The sequence below is a fragment of the Occallatibacter savannae genome, assembly GCF_003131205.1.
Lineage (GTDB): Bacteria > Acidobacteriota > Terriglobia > Terriglobales > Acidobacteriaceae > Telmatobacter > Telmatobacter savannae.
This window is the reverse complement of sequence record NZ_QFFY01000003.1, coordinates 113,600-131,678: the sequence shown is the minus strand read 5'-3', so window position 1 is coordinate 131,678 and position 18,079 is coordinate 113,600. Positions and strand designations below refer to the sequence as shown.

General features: G+C 59.5%; 17 protein-coding genes. 2 read left to right on the top strand and 15 right to left on the bottom strand.

Going from position 1 to position 18,079, the window contains the following annotated elements; genetic code table 11:
• Positions 1-83 precede the first annotated feature (83 nt).
• The 9 genes from DHV10_RS12335 to DHV10_RS12295 form a co-directional block, all read right to left on the bottom strand.
• The gene (locus DHV10_RS12335) at positions 84-2,795 is read right to left on the bottom strand and encodes a glycoside hydrolase family 9 protein (RefSeq protein WP_109486686.1); all 2,712 of its coding nucleotides are present in this window, start codon (positions 2,793-2,795) and stop codon (positions 84-86) included.
• A gap of 314 nt (positions 2,796-3,109) precedes the next feature.
• A complete protein-coding gene (locus tag DHV10_RS12330; protein WP_109486685.1) occupies positions 3,110-5,788 on the bottom strand; it encodes an ABC transporter permease in 2,679 nt (892 codons plus the stop codon).
• A 12-nt stretch (positions 5,789-5,800) separates the two neighbouring features.
• Positions 5,801-6,154 (bottom strand): PadR family transcriptional regulator, encoded by a 354-nt coding sequence (locus DHV10_RS12325; protein ID WP_109486684.1) that lies wholly within the window; start codon positions 6,152-6,154, stop codon positions 5,801-5,803.
• Between the two features lie 181 nt (positions 6,155-6,335).
• Positions 6,336-6,605, bottom strand: coding sequence for a hypothetical protein (locus tag DHV10_RS12320; protein ID WP_162601471.1), 270 nt, complete (start codon positions 6,603-6,605; stop codon positions 6,336-6,338).
• A gap of 23 nt (positions 6,606-6,628) precedes the next feature.
• The gene (locus DHV10_RS12315; RefSeq protein ID WP_109486682.1) at positions 6,629-7,189 is read right to left on the bottom strand and encodes a DUF420 domain-containing protein; all 561 of its coding nucleotides are present in this window, start codon (positions 7,187-7,189) and stop codon (positions 6,629-6,631) included.
• 20 nt (positions 7,190-7,209) lie between these two features.
• On the bottom strand, positions 7,210-8,223 hold the full coding sequence (cyoE, locus tag DHV10_RS12310) for a heme o synthase (protein ID WP_109486681.1): 1,014 nt from the start codon (positions 8,221-8,223) through the stop codon (positions 7,210-7,212).
• Positions 8,224-8,319: 96 nt separating this feature from the next.
• Entirely contained in the window at positions 8,320-8,739 is a 420-nt protein-coding gene (locus DHV10_RS12305) for a DUF5946 family protein (RefSeq protein ID WP_204101402.1), read from the bottom strand.
• 19 nt (positions 8,740-8,758) lie between these two features.
• Positions 8,759-9,301, bottom strand: coding sequence for a shikimate kinase (locus DHV10_RS12300; protein WP_109486679.1), 543 nt, complete (start codon positions 9,299-9,301; stop codon positions 8,759-8,761).
• Between the two features lie 52 nt (positions 9,302-9,353).
• Positions 9,354-9,773 (bottom strand): EamA family transporter, encoded by a 420-nt coding sequence (locus tag DHV10_RS12295; RefSeq protein ID WP_109486678.1) that lies wholly within the window; start codon positions 9,771-9,773, stop codon positions 9,354-9,356.
• A 56-nt stretch (positions 9,774-9,829) separates the two neighbouring features.
• On the opposite strand from DHV10_RS12295, the gene lptE reads away from it, so the two are divergent.
• Positions 9,830-10,351, top strand: a complete 522-nt coding sequence (lptE, locus tag DHV10_RS12290) for an LPS assembly lipoprotein LptE (protein ID WP_109486677.1) — start codon at positions 9,830-9,832, stop codon at positions 10,349-10,351.
• Positions 10,352-10,592: 241 nt separating this feature from the next.
• Positions 10,593-11,759, top strand: coding sequence for a DNA polymerase III subunit delta (gene holA, locus DHV10_RS12285; RefSeq protein WP_109486676.1), 1,167 nt, complete (start codon positions 10,593-10,595; stop codon positions 11,757-11,759).
• 84 nt (positions 11,760-11,843) lie between these two features.
• On the opposite strand, the gene DHV10_RS12280 is transcribed toward holA, so the two are convergent.
• The 6 genes from DHV10_RS12280 to DHV10_RS12255 all read right to left on the bottom strand — a co-directional run bounded on the left by DHV10_RS12280 (position 11,844) and on the right by DHV10_RS12255 (position 17,926).
• The gene (locus DHV10_RS12280) at positions 11,844-12,251 is read right to left on the bottom strand and encodes a bacteriohemerythrin (protein WP_109486675.1); all 408 of its coding nucleotides are present in this window, start codon (positions 12,249-12,251) and stop codon (positions 11,844-11,846) included.
• Between the two features lie 123 nt (positions 12,252-12,374).
• A complete protein-coding gene (locus DHV10_RS12275) occupies positions 12,375-13,319 on the bottom strand; it encodes a DMT family transporter (RefSeq protein WP_239461592.1) in 945 nt (314 codons plus the stop codon).
• A gap of 106 nt (positions 13,320-13,425) precedes the next feature.
• Complete coding sequence (locus DHV10_RS12270) at positions 13,426-15,111, bottom strand: DNA polymerase/3'-5' exonuclease PolX (protein ID WP_162601470.1); 1,686 nt, start codon at positions 15,109-15,111, stop codon at positions 13,426-13,428.
• Between the two features lie 52 nt (positions 15,112-15,163).
• A complete protein-coding gene (locus DHV10_RS12265) occupies positions 15,164-16,015 on the bottom strand; it encodes a carbon-nitrogen hydrolase family protein (protein WP_109486672.1) in 852 nt (283 codons plus the stop codon).
• Between the two features lie 51 nt (positions 16,016-16,066).
• Entirely contained in the window at positions 16,067-17,287 is a 1,221-nt protein-coding gene (locus DHV10_RS12260; RefSeq protein ID WP_109486671.1) for a DUF763 domain-containing protein, read from the bottom strand.
• A gap of 42 nt (positions 17,288-17,329) precedes the next feature.
• On the bottom strand, positions 17,330-17,926 hold the full coding sequence (locus tag DHV10_RS12255; protein WP_162601469.1) for a bactofilin family protein: 597 nt from the start codon (positions 17,924-17,926) through the stop codon (positions 17,330-17,332).
• Positions 17,927-18,079: the final 153 nt, after the last annotated feature.

Genomic DNA, 18,079 nt, shown 5'->3' with positions numbered 1-18,079 from the left:
AGCGTCCTGCTGTGAACCCCAACCGTGAAGACACCCTCGCCCCTAGAGATGAACTCCTGCCCATCACCACCGAGGCTCGCTCCTCACTTCGATTCCTGAACAAGTGCCTCCGCCGCATTTCCAGCAACCACCCAGCTTGCGGAACCGGCAACAACTGCCTCGTCCTCAAACCACAAGAATCCGAAATCGTCGATGCACTCCGGGAAATCTGGCTTGATCACGATGTACCCCGGAATCACCGCACCCGGAATGTACGAGTTGTCGCCGCGGTTATTGCTGTAGGTCTTCGTCTTTGAGACGGTGCCGACGCCCGCGACATACGATGTGCTCGACACAGGGTGCGTGCCAAGAATGTAGTTCACGGCGCGAAGCGTGTATTCCGGACCCACAAGGTCAGGGAACGCTTTGTGCAGGAAATACATTTTGATGGCCATGTCCACCACGGCGCCTGATCCGCCCCACGTACCCATGCTCGGAGGCACGCCGAACGGTGTTGCATCCAGCTTCTTGTCAAGTCCGGCCACGTAGGTCTTCACCGCTTCGCGCAGTTGATCTTTCTCACTGGCGTCGAGGTAAGCGATGGCGCGCACCGCGGTCCAGCCGAAGAAGTCGATCTGCTCCGGCTTGATCATCTGCGGGAACAGCTCTTTGAGGCGAGCCTTGTAGGGATCTGCGCCGTGCGTCGCGATGGTCAGCTCAAGAGCGGCGGGCCACTCCATGCCGACGCCGAATGCGCGGCGGCGGGAGTTTGCCGGCGGTGCGGCTGGTGCGGCGTTCGTTGCAGCAGGGGCATTCGCCGGAGCAGCCGAGGTGCTCTGCGGCTTCTTGTTCTTCTGTGCGCCGTTCACAGCGCCTTGAGAAGCGGCTAGTACGCCGGCCGGGGGAGCACTTTCCGGATCCCCGCCGAATCCGCCGCCGCCTGGGAATTGCGTGGGGTGAGCCTTCTCGTCGTTCCACGCTTTGATCGCGGTGTCGAGGCAATCTTTCGCCATCGCATCGTCGTAGCCTTTCAGCGTGTCGGCCGCCGCGGCCAGCGCCGCGATGGCCTGCCATTGGAAGAAAGGATTGTTCGTCGTGAATATCCACCGGTCGTCGGGGCGGCCCGAGTAGTCGCCCTTCACTTCATTCGACCCGAGCTTGGGGTCGTAAATGCGGCCATCCGTCTTTGAGGCGCCGTCACCAATCTGCGTGTACTGGCGCAGATCCGGTTCGTGCGTCCCGCGGATCGCGTGGCCAATGTTGTGGAACTGCGCCAGGATGAGCATCGCTCCGTGCTTCACCTGCTGCAACGTATCGGGCACGCCGTCCGGCCGATGCATCTCGACCTGCCGCGCCTTCTCGTCCACCGTAAGCTCGTCATACTTCAGGTTGAACTCGCGATACGCCAGCGAAAGGCTCTGAATCACGCTGAGCTGCGCTGGCTCCTCAAGGTCGAAGTCACCGGCATCGTACCAGCCGCCCACATTCATTCCCGGAATATGATCCCCGCCTTTCCATTTGCCATCCGTCGCAGTAGCCTGATTCCAACCGTCAAATTGCTCGCCTACTACGGGCGCCATGCGGCCATCATCAAGGTGCGACGCGCCGTGCCACATACGGTAGCCTTCCCGGACCGAAACGTGATCCATCTGCGCTGCAATGTGGTGGTCCAGGCTATCCTGCCAGATGTTCGCGTAGGCATCTTTCGAGATAGGGAAGGGCGCGGTGCGCTGACCGGCATACTCTATGACGTAGAGGCCCGGGTCCTTGACAGACGTGAAGTCAAACTTGGAATAGACGTATCGCAGCCACGGCGTCGAAGGCGTGATCGGCCCCTCAAAGACCTGCTTGTACTCGCCGTTCTCCATCAGGCGCAGAACCTTCCCCGTCTTAGGTGAGTCGTACTTCGGGTCGAGTTCGAGCACAGCCTCTTTCTTGAACTCGGGCGCATAGCCGACCTGGCTGTGAGCGATCACCGGCGGGCGCGTCCAGTTCGGAATAACATCTGGCCGGATGTGCCACACAATGGCGCCAGCCGTCTTGCCCGAAGGAATCAGCGAACGCAGCACAAACCACCCGTTCGGCGCGCGATCGCGACCGTCGTACAACATCAGGTCGGCGGTATCGGAAACGATATTGATGCGCGCCAGCGAATCATCCACTCCCAGCGTGATGCTTTTCCCCTGCGCGAAGGGCAGCGGTTCGGTGTAGCCCTTCGCCTTGTCCCAGTCCTCGAGGTAGTAGGCCTTTTTGGGCTCGCCGGCCAAAGGCAGCGAGACCTTCATGGCATCGTTGGGGGTCCGCGGGAAGATGCCGGCCCTCGTTCCGTCGACAAGGTATGCCTTGCCCATGTAAATCGAAGGCAGGAACTCAAGATTAAACCCTGCGCGCCCTGCGAGCTTTTCCGGCAGCGGTTTATCGAGATTGATGCTGACCTTCACCCCGCCCGGCTCGGCGGCAACTTCCAGCGTGTAGCTCAAATCGAAAGTCGGGAAAGCGAGTTCCGCGCTCAGCTTGTTGCCGACCTTGTCGGCATGACGCCCCTTCAACGTGGCAACCAGGTCCCATTGCTCCGGTGTCGGCATCAGGCGCACGTCTCCGTTTGTCGCGATGCGCTGCCCGTGTAGGATCATCTCCATCGCCGTGTTCTTCTGATCCACGAAGACCGGATGGTACGTGCTGTCGTAGAGGAAGACGCTGAACCCCTGCGTGTTGAGGTAATTCTTGTCCGTGACGGTCATCGAGACTTCTGCCGCGTAGAGGCTCGATGCGGATACGACCGCAAGCAGGAAAATCGCTTTAATTCGGGTGATCATAGGGCCTGGCATCCTTTGCCCCAACATAATAAGGCATGAGCGCAAGGGCGCGCAGGCCGGGCATGACCTGCGTTCTCGGCCCGCGAAGAGCATCCCGTATCTACGCCTGGCTCTTCGTAGAAGATCAGCCCTCATGTCGGTCACTCGCGCAATGAGCGATCGCAAGCCCGTCGCCGGGGAGCACCCATTTTGAGGGGACAAGCGATCCGGAGGTAGAGTTCAGCTTCACCTGAGGGGCGTGGGGTGGATAGCCGCTCACGGCCATGGGAAGCGCAGCTTCGCGAATCGGAGCATTTGATTTTGCGAATTCTGCTTTATTGCGACTTGAGCGCGTCAACCGCATTGAGGCCAGCAGCTCGCGCAGCCGGTAAATAGCTTGCCGCCATTGCAGCCGTAATCAGAACAACGGGAACCCCGATGAACGCGACGGGATCGATGGGATGAATCCCGAACAGCAGCGCCTTCATGAACTGCACGAGCACCGCTGCGGTCACGACGCCGACACTAATACCGATGGCGGTCAGGGCTAATGCAGACCGCACAAACATCCATTTAACCCCGCCCTTCTGCGCACCGAGCGCCATGCGAATGCCGATTTCGCGCGTGCGCTGGGATACCGAGTAGGAGATCACGCCGTAGATACCAACAATGCCGAGGGCAAGCGCCATTGCGGCAGCGATGGCAAGCATCACCAGCGTGAACGATTGCCGCTGCAGCGACTGCGCGTACACCTCCTGCATGGTACGCGCGCCGGCAACGGGCAGATTCGGATTCACTGAACTGACCGCCTGCCGCACCTGACTGAGAAAGACCTCGGTTCCCGCGCGTCTGCAGTGAATGGCAAACGTGACATTTCGATCGGCGCCGATCGTTGTCTGAGGTAGATAGGGAATGATCATCAGGACTGGCCAATAAATGATGGTGGGCGCCTTTTCGTCGACACCGTGCTGATGCACATCGGCAACAACGCCGATCACCTCGTCCCATGGATTCCTGTTAGATTGGCGTGCATGTTTACCAATCGCGTTCGCGGCCGAGCCCCACTCTGCCCGGGCGAAACTCTCCGACACGATCACCTTGTGCCGCAGGTCATAGTTATCAGTCCAGTTGAAGTCGCGACCCGCAACCATATGAATGCCCATGGCCCCGAAGTATCCAGGCGAAACGTAGTCGTAGAGCCACATCTGGGGTTTGTTGATGTTGTAGTCTTTCCCTTCTACCTGAAGCTGGTTCCAATCGGCGTCGACTCCATCGAGCGGCACCGAGGCTGCGAATCCGACCGCCGTGACATCGGGAATCGCCGAGAGCCGGTCAAGAATATCGTTCTCAACGCGGGTTGCCATCCGTTCGTCTGGAACCATTGAAGACGGAATCGAGATCCGCATCGTCTGCACATGCGCCGGATCGCTAAACCCGGGGTTTACATTTCGCAGTGCAATAAAAGTCCGAATCATCAGCGCCGAGCTGATCAGCAGCACCAGAGCCATGGCTACTTGTGCGATGACCAGCACATTTCGTGAGCGATTCTGGGTGCGGCTGCTGCTCAACGTGCGATTCGAACCCGAAAGAGTATCGGACGCCTTTGTGCTGGCATATTTGATAGCTGGAATCGAGCCGAAAAACAGAGCTGAGAACACGGAGAGAAAGAGCGTGAACAGGGTCGAACGGCTATCCAACGCAACCTCGCTGAGACGCGGAAGCTGAGCCGGTCCCAACGCCTTCAGCAGTGTCAATCCGCCCGTGGCAACTCCAATCGATAGTCCACCGCCGAGCAGGCCAAGAACCAGACTCTCCGTGAGCAACTCGCGCGCAATGCGGGCGCGTCCGGCCCCGAGCGCCGCGCGGATTGAAAGTTCCTGCTGCCGCGAATCGGCCCGCACCAGAAGCAGGTTGGCGACGTTGACCGAGGCGAGCAGCATCACCAGGCCGACAGTTGCCATCACCACCCACAAGATGCTGCCCACCTGACCGATTACCTGCTTCTTGAGCGGTCGGAAATCCGGCGTGATGCGCCAGATCGCGAAGTAGTGTCCGAAGCGCCACGAATTCATCCAGATCGGCAACAGGTTCGTAACATCCGCGTCGGCCTGATTGATGGCGATTCCAGGCTTGAGCCGGGCGACGCCGAAATAGCCGAACGGAGGGCCGTCGCTGATCGTGCGCTCCGGAGCAAGCGGTACGAAGATGTCGAAATCCCTATCCACCACACGGAAATCCCGCGGCATCACGCCCACAATCTCACGCGCTTGCGAATCCACCTGGATGGTTCGGCCAATTACCCCAGGGTCACCACCGAAGCGTCGCTGCCAATACCCGTAACTGAGGATGATGGTCTTGGCTCCGTGAGATTCCTGGTCCGCTTGAGAAAACCATCGTCCGATCACCGGCTGAACACCAAGCGCCTGCAGCACGCCATCGCTCACAACAATGGTGTGAACCTCTTCCGGCTGTGCCAGTCCGGTGACATTTGCAGTCCGCGGCGACCAGATACCCATCGATTCGAAGCTTCGGTTGTGTTCTGAAAATATGAGATACATCGACGGCGACATCATCAGCCCGTCCGCAAAATCCGCGATGCCTGCCCCGGGAGCCCGCAACCACAACGAAACCAGCCGGTCTGAATTGGGATATGGAAGAGGCTTCAGCAACACGGTGTCGACAACACTGAATACCGCCGTGTTAGCCCCGATGCCGATGGCAAGCGTCAACAGAATCGTGAAGGCAAAGCCGGGAGATTTGCCTAAGCGGCGCAAAGCCAGGCGAACATCCGCGAACACTGAATTGAGCGCTCGCCACTGCCACACTTCACGGCTGTGCTGCTCCACAAGAGCAGGATTTCCAAAAGCGACGAGCGCTGCCTTGCGTGCGTCGGCGCGAGAGAGATGCTCAAGGCGCATCAACTGCTCGGTCTTCTCTTCGATGTGTTCTTGTAACTCTTCAGAAAGATCGTTATCACGTTGTCGCCCTCGGGAAAACTGGTCCCACCAACTCATCGACCGGACCTCCTAGGAGTTTTCGATACGTTCAGGACCGAGCACCATCTGGATGCCATCGAGCATTCGGTCGAAGGCCGAGATTTCGCGCTCCAGGTGGCGCAAGCCTGCCTTGGTGATCTGGTATATGCGCACTCGACGATTAGTTGTGGATGAGACTGTCCACTCTGCCTTGACGAGTTTGCTCTTTAACAGCCGTTGCAGGGCGGGATAGAGCGAACCCTCTTCCACCTGCAGCAGATTATTGGATCGTTGTTGAATGTGCTGAACGAGAGCATATCCGTGTGCCGGTTGGCGGCGAAGAGATTCGAGAATCATCATCTCAAGGGCGCCGGGGAACAAGTCACGAGATGTATCTTTCTCCATGAGACCTCGCGCAAACAGGCATAGAGTAACCAGGTAATAAAATAGGAGTCAAGGCTCATTGGCGTTAATGTGACCAATGGTCGAGGAGTTGATCCTCACCGAGGTCAAATGTTCTCCGCACGGAGCAATGCGCTTCGGCAGCAGCAGAGGTATTCGGTCATAAAGAGGGAGGTTTTTCGCTCTATTCGGTTCGTCGTAGATTGCGATTGCGCAGCCACTTCGCTACCCCGAGTGCCAGGAGCAGTCCCCCGAAGGGAAGACTCATCAGGGCGATAATCAGGGCAAACCACCCGGTGTTGGTGTGAGCGCCAGTAGGACCGAAGCCGCCAAGAACGGTCTCCAACAGGATGGCGGAGAACAGGCCCGCGCCCACCATCGACGAACCCCACTGCAGAAGCTGCCGGGTTCCGTCATCCGGCGTAGCCGTTGCGCGATTCGTACTGGTCGGCATCTGTTCGCTCACGGGCATTCCGTTTACCTTCCCTGCGCAAGCCGCAGCATCGCGTACGTAATGACGCCGGTAACGGAGACATAGAGCCAGAGTGGCAAAGTCCAGCGCGCCACCTTCCGATGTTGCGGAAAACGCCCGGTGAGCGAAAAGAAGAAAGTCACCAGTACCAGCGGTAGCGCGACAATCGCCAGCACAATGTGGCTCGCCAGCAGAGGCAGGTAGATGGACCGGTACGCAGCCTCATGTGGGTACCGCACATCGCCGTGCAAGTAGTGGTGCAGGATGTAGCTGACCAGAAACAGCGTCGAGAAAACGAAAGCCGTCATCATCGCAGCGCGATGCGCGGCGATGTTGCGCGCTCGAATGAAGGTGAACCCAATGATGAGAGAGGTCGCGCACAGCCCGTTCAGGATGGCGTTCAGCGCCGGCAGAAATGGCAGCCTCACGCTCGCCGTGTCCGCCGCCGGGTGTTGGTAGATCAGCCAGAACAGAAACAGGGAAGCAGCCGCGCTGATGGCCAGAATGGCGAAGATTGCCGGACGGGTGTTTGCTCTCGGTTGCGAACTGGTTGCCGTTGTCCCCATGTCGTTCCTAGTGGTGGCTCTTAGTGCTGGGCAATCGCGCACACCATCAGCGTGGTGAGCAGAAGCGGCAGATAGATCACGCTCACCTTCAGCAGGTCGCGCGCTACCGACCGGCTTTCTGTTTCAGAAGTCGTGCGAAGAATGCGCGTGAAGCGGATCGTGTACGCAAGATAGAACAGCCCCAGGATTGTCGCCGGCACAGCATATACAGCCCCGGCCATTCCCAGCCTCCATGGAGCGAGGCTTACTGGAATCATTACGACCGCGTAGAACAGAGCCTCCACAACGGTCGACAACCCGTCTGGCTGCACCACGGGAAGCATCCTGATCCCTGCCCGCGCGTAATCGTCGCGATACATCCACGCGATCGCCATGAAGTGCGGAAATTGCCACACGAACAGAATCGCGAACAGCGCGATCGCAGGCCACTCTATGCGTCCGCGAGCGGCAGTCCACCCCAACAGAGGTCCCATTGCACCGGGAAACGCTCCGATAAAGGTCGCCAGTGTCGTCACACGCTTGAGCGGCGTATAGATCGCCACGTAGCAGAAAGCGGTGAGCAGGGCCAGAGAAACAGTCAGCAGGTTCGTATGCAGCAGCAGCCACGCCGCCCCAAGAGCAAGCGCTCCGATTCCAGCCAGAATCCCTTGCAGCAGCGAGATGCGTCCCGAGGCGATCGGCCGGTCGGCCGTCCGCTTCATCTTCGCGTCCACAGACCGCTCCAGTGCCTGGTTCAACGCGCCCGATCCGGCGGAGACGAGACCGATCCCAATCAGCGTATCGAGCAGACCGCGCTGCACGCTCGAGATGCCCGACTGCATCGACCCTAGGTAGAACCCCGCCCACCCGGTAACGACCACCAGACCCGTAACGCGAACTTTAAAGAGCTCGCGCATGTCTGTGATAAACGTAGCAGTTACGCCCGGCTTTGGTGCGTGGATCGGAGCGGCTGCATGGCCGGTATCCTGAGCGGCAAGACTCGTCTCATTCGAGGCAAAATCATGAGCAGCAGCAGCCTGGGAGGCAGGAGTCATAGAGCGGAGAGGACCTCAAGGAAGACAACGGAGTCAACAGCGTGCCTGCTTTGATGATAACAAGCCGACCGCGGCTGCTACTTGGACGTAAGTTGTTCAATCAATTCTAAGATGTTCGCGGGCGACGGCCGCGATCCCAGTGCGGCTGCCGAGCCACGCATCCCAGACTGCCGCGCACCAGCGCTCGATCATGGCATCGCGGCTCGGGCCCGGTTCCACGGAGACGACATCCTGGATCCGGATAACGCCACGCTGGGCTGGAAGGGGAAGCTTTGGCCACGTCTTCGAGCGGTTTGCCAACTGCATATGCGCGCGCTGCACCTGCTTGCCCGTATAACCCTTCTCGATGTGCAAATAAAGACCGATCACCGCGAACACCACGGCGATGGGCTTTGTTGTGTCGTCCGCGTTCTGAGCGGTATACGCATCGACTACCAACTGGTGAATGAACGAAGGATCGGCGTGCGACAGGGTGTAGATGGCCAGCTCGTTGTAGAGATCGTCGTCTTTGAACACGATCAGCTCATGTCACGCGTCAGGCCGTCTGGCGTCTCAGCCCGACGAGGCCTACCAGCGCCTCAGCCACTTCATTTGGTGTCTTGGTATTCGCTGAAATCGAGGCATGCGCCATCCGGTAAAGCGGCAGCCTGCGCTCATACCGCGCGGCAAGATTTGTCTCATCTGCAAGAACAGGTCGGGTTCCCTCCGTCCCGCTGCATCGGGCGAGCGTCGTCTCCAGTTCCACTTCAAGATGAACCAGAAAAGTTCCGGGTGAGTTCAAAAGCAGCTTCCGCGTCTCTTCGCTTTCGATAGCTCCGCCTCCGAGCGCGAGGACGAGATTCTCTTCACGCGCGAGCCGTGCGATGGTCGCGTGCTCGGCTTCGCGGAATGCCGCTTCCCCCCGGGTTGCGAAGATCTGCGCGATCGTCATCCCCGCCTCGTCTTCGATCACGTCATCCACGTCGACAAATCGCCAGTCCAGCCGCTCAGCGACCATCGGCCCAACGGTAGACTTCCCGGATCCCATGAAACCGGTCAGGATGATGCGAACGGGCGGGTTTACGGGGCTAAAGTTCATGCGTCGGTTTAGCTTGTTTGGGCGGTGAATTTGCTCACCCCCAGTATAAGGATCAACCCAGTACCATCACGATCGCGCCTGCGGTGATCAGAAGCCCCCCCGTCAGCGCGGCCCCGGTAAGCTTTTCACCCAGAATCAGCCAGGCAAACAGCATCACCAGTGGCACGCTCAGCTTGTCGAGCGGCGCCACCCGCGATGCTGGCCCCAGTTGCAGAGCGCGGAAATAGCACAGCCATGAGAGCCCAGTCGCCAGCCCCGAAAGAACAAGGAACAGAAGCGTCTTCCGATCTAGCAAGCGCAACTCCCCGTGCTTTCCCAGAGCCAAAGCGATGCCCCAGGCAAACACGAGCACCACCGTTGTGCGAATCGCGGTCGCAAGGTTTGAGTCGACATGCGCCACGCCCACCTTCGCCAGCAGCGCGGTAGCCGCTGCGAAGAGCGCTGAAAGCAGTGCCCATCCAATCCAGGTCATGCTGTCATGCTAGTCGCCGCGGCTCCAGCGTAACCACAGCTACAATGAATTCAAACATGATCCCGCGAATCACCTTGGTGCCTCTTGCCGCCCTCACCCTGCTCTCCGGCTGCGGGTACCACACTGTAGGCGCTGCGACACATCTGCCGCCTGACGCGCACACCGTGGCCGTTCCCGTCTTCGCGACCCGCACCGAGGCGTACCACACGGAAGTGGCGCTCACCGACGCAGTGATCCGGGAGTTTGCCGCTCGATCGAAGATGCGGGTCTCCCCCGGCGAGGGCATCCGTCCCGACGTCGTACTCCACGGCACCATCCTCAACGAGGTAGTCGCGCCGCTCACCTACAACACCACCACCCAGCAGTCTTCCAGCTTCCTCATCACCCTTGTCATCTCCGTCACCCTGAATGATCGCGATGGCAACGTCCTCTACGAAAACAAGAACTATGTCTTCCGCGGGCAATACCAGTCCACCACCGACCTTCCCACCTTCCTCGATGAGAGCCCAGCCGCCGTCGAACGCATCTCGCGTGACTTCGCCCGCGCCCTGGTCTCCGACGTCATGGAAGGTCTTTAGGGCAGGGGACAAAGGCACAAGTTAACAAAAGCGGCGGAGAACAGTCGGAATCGGAATTCCCGCACTAGGTTCTCTGGTCTCCTTGTTCCCCCGTTCCTCGTCCCCTCGTCCCCCGCTCTTTCGGGGTTTGCGGATGAGTTTCGGCCCCTGCTTTCCTCAGCCTCTTGTTGAGTGATGCGCTGATATCCTGAACACGCATGAGCACTTCGCGCCGAAGCCACTCTTGTCGAGGGATCAGCAGATGAGCGCGGGACGCTGGGGCGCCGGGTTCAGTGCCGTGGGCCGTTTCGTTTCAGAGATCGAGTCTGCATCCGCTGGGCAGGGCTCTCTCAAACCCGGATACGTCCTTGCCGGCGACGAGATCTTCCTGCTTGACCGCTGTCGCGAAGCCGTCCTGAAGGCCTTCGTCCCCGCCGACCTCAGAGACTTCTGCCTTTCCGATTTCGATCTGTCTTCCACCCCCATCTTCGACGTCCTCGATCGCGCCCAGACGCCCTCCCTGATGGCACCGTTCCAGGTCATCTTCATCCGCAACGTCCGCCAGCTCTATACCCGCGGCGCAAAGAAGGACGAGTTCGGCGCGCTTGCTCGTTACTTCCACTCGCCCAACCCGCAGGCTCTTCTCATTTTTGTCGCAGACTTCCTCCGCATTCCCACGGACACGCGGCGCATGGAGCTTGAAGATAAGGGGCGCTTCGAACGTCTTCAGGAAACACTCGGCGAGCACTGCGGACTGGTCGAGCTCGCTCGCGTTGGCGACGAAGACGCGATGCGTTGGGCGGCCGCAACCGCCCAGGCAGCCGAAACCAGACTCGACCCCGATGCCGCGCGCGAACTCGTCGACGCGCTCGGCTCCGACATGATGCTCATCGCCTCAGAGCTCGAAAAACTCTTGCTCTACACCTCTGGTCGCGGTCGCATCACCCTCGGCGACGTTGAAACGATGGTCCTCGCCGCGAAGCAGCGCTCCCTCTATGAACTGACCGACGCCATCAGCTCCCGCAACGCGGCAAAAGCCCTGGCTCTCCTCAATGGACTCTTGAACAGCTCGGATGCGGGTGAAGACGCAGCCATCGGGCAGCTTTACATGCTGGCCCGCACCTTCCGCCAGATGCTCGTGATTCTTGAGAAGAACGTCCGCGATTCGCGCGCCATCTGGCAAGCGTTGTGGCAGGGTTTCCGCATGCCACCATTTGCAGCCGACGATCTCATTCGCCAGGCCCGCCGCTACAAGAGTCGCCGCGAACTCACGCGCGCCCTTCGCCTCATCGCTCGCGCCGATCTGGAACTCCGCTCTTCCCCGCCAGACAAGCGCCTCGTCCTCGAGCGGCTGGTCTACGACCTCGCTTCCGAGCCCAAACCCACTCTCCCCGCCTGGGCCTCTACACAACTCTCCTTCGAAAGCTAGTGTGTCTTGAAGCGCTCGGAACAAAGAGCTAAGAGCTAAAAGCTGAGAACTGAGAACTGAAAACTGAAGACTGAAAACTGCTCTTCAGTACACTCCGCGCTCGTTCAGCCACTGACCGTACGGCTGATCCACCTGCTCCACATGTTCCTGATACCACGACGGCAGGAACTCAAGCACGGAACTGAAGTGAATCGGCTCCTCTCGATTCACATGCTCCAGGGCAGAGTAGAGCCGCGACAGTAACGCATGGTGGCTGTCGCGATGTTCGGCTGTTCCAGGAAACCGGTGCTGCTCCAGCAACTGCTCTTCGCTCTGGAAGTGCATCTGCGTGAACTCAATCAGCCGTTCGAGTTGGAGCGAAACCTGCCGCCGATCCGATCCCCGCACGATCATGCGCCGCAGTTCGTTCAGCGTGTCCATCAGGATGCCGTGCTGATCATCCATTGCCTGCACTCCAATGATGCACTCGTGGCTCCAGGTCAACAGCGTCACACATCCTCCGCAGACTAGAAGCAAGTCTAGCCGCGCTCCAGAAACCCTCAATGATCCTTATCGGGTAAGGGCTATGGGTCTTTAGGTCCATCCGGAGTGTGACCTAAGGCGCATTACGAACGATTACTCAAGAATGATGTCGGGCTGGGGCTCGTGACCGCGGGTCGTGAGAATCACTGCCGCGGCGAGGATCAGCCCACCCCCTGCCCACGCATACGGGCCCAGGTGCTCTCCAAGAAGCCTCACCCCCAGATAGGACCCCAGAGCCGGCTCAATATTCAGAAACACCCCCGCTCTTGATGCAGGCACGCGATGGATCCCCCAGTTCCACAGAAACGTAGTCGTGGCGGTACACGCCAGCCCGCTGATCGCCAGCGCAACCCACGCCGTTGCGCTCACGTGGCTGAAGGGCGGGGCCGCAACCTTATTCTGCCGCCACGGATTGAATAGCATCGGCCCTAGAATCCAAACTGCAAGCATCGCCGTTCCCGAGAGAATGCAATATGCCGTTACCACAATTGGGCTATGTGATTGCATCAGCCTCTTGTTCAGCAGCACCCAGGCAAGTGCGACGATCAGCGACAACACAACAAGCATGTCGCCATAGAGGCTCGGCTCTCCTTGTGTAGCAGGACCGCGATGACCTCCCAGCACAATGAGCGCAGCGCCAGCCGTCGACCCGACCAGCGCAATCCAGCCGACCGGCTCGAGCCTTTCGCCTGCAAACAGTACCGCCGCGACACCCAAAAGCACGGGCATGGTCCCCACCATCAGAGCAGCGTGGCTCACCGTCGTGTGCGCCAGCCCATGAAACTGAATCAGAAACTGAATCGGAATCCCGAACGCCGCCGACACCAGCAGCATGCGCCATTCAACCGCCGTCAGCCGTACCCGATTCAACAGCGCAACCGGCAGCAGGCCCAGGCACGCGAACACAAAACGATAAAGAACCATATGCTCCACGCTCATCTCGTTCAGCGCGAGCCGGCCAAAATAGAAGCCCGTCCCCCACAGGCACCCCGCAACCGCGCATGCCCCATAACCGAGAAAAGCAATGCGCGGACTCATCGTAGTGTTACTTGGCATCTCCTTAAATGTCGCACATTGAGACAAGGCAATCGAAGTGTGACGTAGTCGCACGGTCGCTACTCTTCTCTTGAACTGAACTGCATCACTACCGGGCGAACAGCTTCAAAATCTCCGACAGCGATCGCGTATTGAGCACCGCCGCCTTCTCCAGCCCCGCGCGCCGCGCTTGCTCCAGGCCATAGCGAATCGTGGCCAGCTCGCCGGTGCTGTGCGAATCGGTCGAGATAGCGATCAACACGCCCGCTTCTCGAATCATTCGCGCATTTTCAGCTGAAACATCGAGCCGGTCGGGGCTGGAGTTCAGCTCAAAAAAGCAGCAGTTCTCCTTTGCATGCGCGATCACGCGCTCAACGTCGATTTCATATCCCGGCCTCTTCAGCAGCAGCCGCCCCGTTGCATGCCCGAGAATGTTGAAGTAACGATTATCCATTGCGCGCAGAACCCGCTCCGTCTGCTGCTCCTTGTTCATCCCGAATCGCGAATGAATGGAGCACACGGTGTAGTCAAGTTCGCGCAGAATCTCGTCCGGATAATCGAGCGTCCCATCTGCCAGAATGTCGACTTCCGCGGACTTGAGAATGCGAATGCCCGTGAGCTTCTCATTCAGCTTGTCGATCGCGCGGATCTGCTCTTTTAATCTCTCGACCGAAAGTCCGTTAGCAATCTTCAGACTGGGCGAATGATCGCTGATGCCCACATACGCATACTTCCGGCTCTTCGCCGCAAGCGCCATCTGCTCCAGCGTCGCGATGCCGTCGCTCGCCTCCGTGTGCATGTGCAGATCGCCGCGCAGATCTTCCTGTGTGATGAGTGCCGGCAGCTTGCGCTCGCGTGCGAGTCTCATCTCATCCCGGCCTTCTCGCAACTCAGGCGGAATGAACTGCAGGCCGAATTCTTTGTAAAACTCTTCTTCAGTCGAAAACTGCCTGGTTCGGTCCAGAGCCGAAAGGCTTCCCGTCACCCTCGTGAGCTTTGATAGGTGCGTCTTCGATCCCGTCCGACGTATGAGCGCCAGGCCCCAATGATTCCTGAAGGCTGGTTCGAGCCGCAGCATGGGTCCCGCAGGCAATGAGAAGGTTGCAGCTTTCGCGGTCAACTCCAGCATCGGCGTACGCCCGCCGAATTTCTGAAATGCCTCGACAGCGTCGCGAAAGTCAGTCGTCTCGACAAGGAAGTCAAGCGAGCTGATCACCTCCACACATCGCCGGTAGTCTCCCGTTGCGATCGCTCTCGCAACGCCGCACTTCTTCAGCAGAAAATGCTGGATGGCCGCAACCAGCGAGTGCGCGTGATAGAGAAGGATGGCACTCGATTCGATCAGCCCCTGCCGGATGTGCTGCGCCATGCGCGCACCGAACACCTCGTCGATCTGCCCGCTGTCGAGAGCCTTGCGCAACTCCTCGATAGAGGAAAGGCCCAGCTTCTTGTACACGCGCAGCACCCGCTTCGCATCCAGCCGCGGATGCTGGTTGATGGCCACCACCTCAGGTGGAACTTCCGCGCGAAGCTTCTCCAGGCTGCCCAGCTTGCCTTCCAGAACGATCTCGCGCACCGCGAAGGCGATCGCCTTACCGATCCCCTCGTACGTAGTCAGATCGCCCTCATTGCGAACCAGTTCGTCTACGCTCTCCCCCAGCCCACGGATTGTCGCCGCCGCTCGCCGGTACGCACGGATCTTATACGGGTTATCGCCTTTCACTGTAAGCAGCTGCGCAAGCGAAGAAAGGCGGTCGGCGATTTCAGCGTTGCTGAGCGTGGCGGAACCGGACACGTCTGCGGCTGTACTCCTCAAGGACTTCGATGCGTCTCAATATCAAAGGATTTCAACCCGCAAGGGAGCCGATCGGCAGATCAAGCACGCGCAGGTCGGTATCGCGGTCGCGTGCGGTCAGGATGATGCGCCCGGTGCCGTCGGCCACAAAGCTTGACCCCCCGTACGTCCAGCCAGCCCACGGTCCGTGCGTCATCTCTCCCACCAGATCTACGCCCGCCATCGGGCAGTGAACCTGCGCGGCTCGCCGGCTCACCAGTGCCTCCAACTCCTTCGAGTGGTCTGGCCATTTGTCGTTCGCGGCGGCCCACCCGTAGGGAACCAGCATCAAGTCTGGCTTCAGTGTCTTCATCCGGTCCACAAACTCGTTGCTGAACGTATCGGCGCAGATCAGCACTGCGATCCTGCCGAACTCCGTTTCCACGACTCCAATGTCTTCCGGCCGGCCTTGGGAATACGGCGGCGTCATCAACTCGGGAAGCACATTGATCTTCCGATGCTTCCACAGCAGCTTGCCCGACCTGTCCACGAGAATGGCGGAATCATAAAGACGCTCTCCGTCCTTTTCATCCAGCCCAATTGCGATCATCATCCCGTACTTGCGCGCCAGACCTGCGATGCGGTCGCTGTCTGCTCCTGGAATGGCCGCCGCCATCCTGTGCGCGTCAGGGTTTTCCCAACCAAGAATGGATGATTCAGGAAACACCGCAATCTGCGCGTGCTGTGCGGCGGCCTGCTCCAGCGCATACTCCACACGTCGGAAGTTCCCCTCCCGATCGCTGTCAATCACAAGAATCTGGCAGATCGCCAGGCGCACGTGCCTTTGCGGTCCCGCCTTCGCCGGCATACTGAAGCACGCATGAACTGCAAAGAGGGCAAACACTATGCCGAGTAGCTTGTTCATTGCGAACAAGTCTACAGCCGATTCTCCTCCGCCTCATCGCGCGTTTTCAGATCATTCAGGAAACAACGAAAGCTGGCGTTTCGAACTCATTTTTCTCTGTTCGGCCCGGTCATCGAACACCGTCCGCCCACCCAGCGACGCCGAGATCTCCCGCTCATGCGCCATCGCCCCGCTGAAGTCCGCGACGGGATCCATATCGGCTTCAACGTTTCGCGTGAGCTTATCGAGCCGGCGAAACCCCGCCAGTTTCTCCGTGTGCCCGATCTTCGCCGCGTCCAATGCGCGCCGCAGAACTCCAAGCGACTCGTCATACGTTTTCAGCGGAACAGGGAAGGGATGACCATCCTTGCCGCCATGCGCGAACGAGAACCGCGCCGGATCTGCAAACCTGCTCGGGGCGCCGTGCACCACCTCCGCCACCAGCGCCAGCGATTGAAGCGTTCGTGGCCCCAAGCCTTCCACAAGTAAAAGCGAGGCAAAGTCCCGCAGATCCTGCTCGTGCGCCACCGCCAGCACTGCCCCCAGCCGCTTCAGATCAACGTCCTTGGCGCGAAGATCATGATGAACCGGCATCACCAGCTTCCTGATCTCGCCGAGCGACGACTCCACCGGCTCGTGAGCGATCTCCAGCAGTGCGTGCTGAGCCTTTGCCGCACGCGCGTCCACCAGGTTCAGGATTGTCCCTTGAGGCTTCCCCACGATTGCGGTGTGCGGGTCGGAAACAAAATCCCGCACCGCCGCCGAATGCCAGTGGTAGCGCCGGGCCAGTCGATTTCCCTCGTTCATCCCCTGCTGCACTACGGCCCACTCGCCCGATTTGTGAATGACAAACGAATGCAGATACAGCTGAAAGCCGTCGGCCACAGCGTTGTTGTCAATGCGAGCGGTAAGCCGGCTTGTACGCGCCAACTCGGCTCCGTTCAATCCTGTATGCGATGCGAAATCGATCAGCTCATCCGGCGTGCGCCGGGAGTGCTTTCCGCGGCCTCCGCAGATCGTAAAACCCAGATCCGCGGAGCGCGGGTTCAACCCCCGCTTGAGCGCTCCCAGCACCGATGTGGTAATCCCGGACGAATGCCAGTCCATCCCCATTACTGCGCCAAAGGCCTGAAACCAGAATGGATCGCTAAGCCGTGTCAGGTACTCGGATGGTCCGTACGCCTCAATCACGCACTCCGAAATCGCTGTCCCAAGCAGCGTCATGCGCTCGCCCAGCCACGCAGGGACACGTCCCCCGTGCAGGGGGAGGTCGGCGGTTCCAGAGCGCTTCACTCCCCCATTTTCTCGCAAATGGCACTGAGGTGCCCGCTGGGTTTAGCTGGCCTCTGACATCGCCAGGCTCTGCTCCTGCTCCGCCTGGCCTGCGCCTTCCGCCTGCGCCGGCTTCGGCGCCTGCTTTGGCTTCTCTGCCGGCATGTGGACATCGATCGTGCCCTGCAGAACCGCACCTTCCTCAACGCTGAGACGCTTCGTTGAGAGATTGCCCAGCAGCGACCCTTCACTCCGAATCTCAACGCGCTCGTCGCTGTGCAGCTTCCCGCACACGTCGCCCATAATCACGACCTCGCGGGCGTTAATGTCTGCTTTCACCGTGCCTTCCTTGCCGACCGTCACGCGGTGGGCGGAGGCGTCGATGGTGCCTTCAACTGATCCATAAATATAGATAGGATCGGAGCCGGTGATCTCGCCCTTGATCCGAATAGACTTACCGATCATCGTGTACTGCGTCTGGTTAGGGGTGGCTGGGCTGTTGGCGTTGAACTCGTTTCCGTTTGGCATCTGGACTGATCCTTTCGTCTTGTCGGAGCGTTCGGGCTGCATCGCGTAGGGCCGGATCAACCGCAGTGCTTCCAATCGTTTTGCGGGCCGGTCGCGCCGGTCTTTGAGCCAGGCCGGGATTCCATCATCCAACGGCAGATAAATCCAAGGGATTCCCGATTGTAGCCATACCTTGCGCCAACCGGACGGTTACGGGAGTTCCGAAGGTAATGAGAAAGCCTCAGCATCCCGCCTTGCCGACTGCCGGAACGAGCGGCTGAGCCGATAAATGTCATTTCTTTGTCG

Bases quoted from the DNA above. Each gene is read 5' to 3' on its own strand.
- DHV10_RS12315 (WP_109486682.1), bottom strand. From the start codon at position 7,189: ATGGGGACAACGGCAACCAGTTCGCAACCGAGAGCAAACACCCGTCCG.
- cyoE (WP_109486681.1), bottom strand. From the start codon at position 8,223: ATGACTCCTGCCTCCCAGGCTGCTGCTGCTCATGATTTTGCCTCGAAT.
- DHV10_RS12325 (WP_109486684.1), bottom strand. From the start codon at position 6,154: ATGGAGAAAGATACATCTCGTGACTTGTTCCCCGGCGCCCTTGAGATG.
- DHV10_RS12330 (WP_109486685.1), bottom strand. From the start codon at position 5,788: ATGAGTTGGTGGGACCAGTTTTCCCGAGGGCGACAACGTGATAACGAT.
- DHV10_RS12320 (WP_162601471.1), bottom strand. From the start codon at position 6,605: ATGCCGACCAGTACGAATCGCGCAACGGCTACGCCGGATGACGGAACC.
- DHV10_RS12300 (WP_109486679.1), bottom strand. From the start codon at position 9,301: ATGAACTTTAGCCCCGTAAACCCGCCCGTTCGCATCATCCTGACCGGT.
- DHV10_RS12335 (WP_109486686.1), bottom strand. From the start codon at position 2,795: ATGATCACCCGAATTAAAGCGATTTTCCTGCTTGCGGTCGTATCCGCA.
- holA (WP_109486676.1), top strand. From the start codon at position 10,593: ATGAGCGCGGGACGCTGGGGCGCCGGGTTCAGTGCCGTGGGCCGTTTC.
- DHV10_RS12295 (WP_109486678.1), bottom strand. From the start codon at position 9,773: ATGACCTGGATTGGATGGGCACTGCTTTCAGCGCTCTTCGCAGCGGCT.
- DHV10_RS12265 (WP_109486672.1), bottom strand. From the start codon at position 16,015: ATGAACAAGCTACTCGGCATAGTGTTTGCCCTCTTTGCAGTTCATGCG.
- DHV10_RS12275 (WP_239461592.1), bottom strand. From the start codon at position 13,319: ATGAGTCCGCGCATTGCTTTTCTCGGTTATGGGGCATGCGCGGTTGCG.
- lptE (WP_109486677.1), top strand. From the start codon at position 9,830: ATGATCCCGCGAATCACCTTGGTGCCTCTTGCCGCCCTCACCCTGCTC.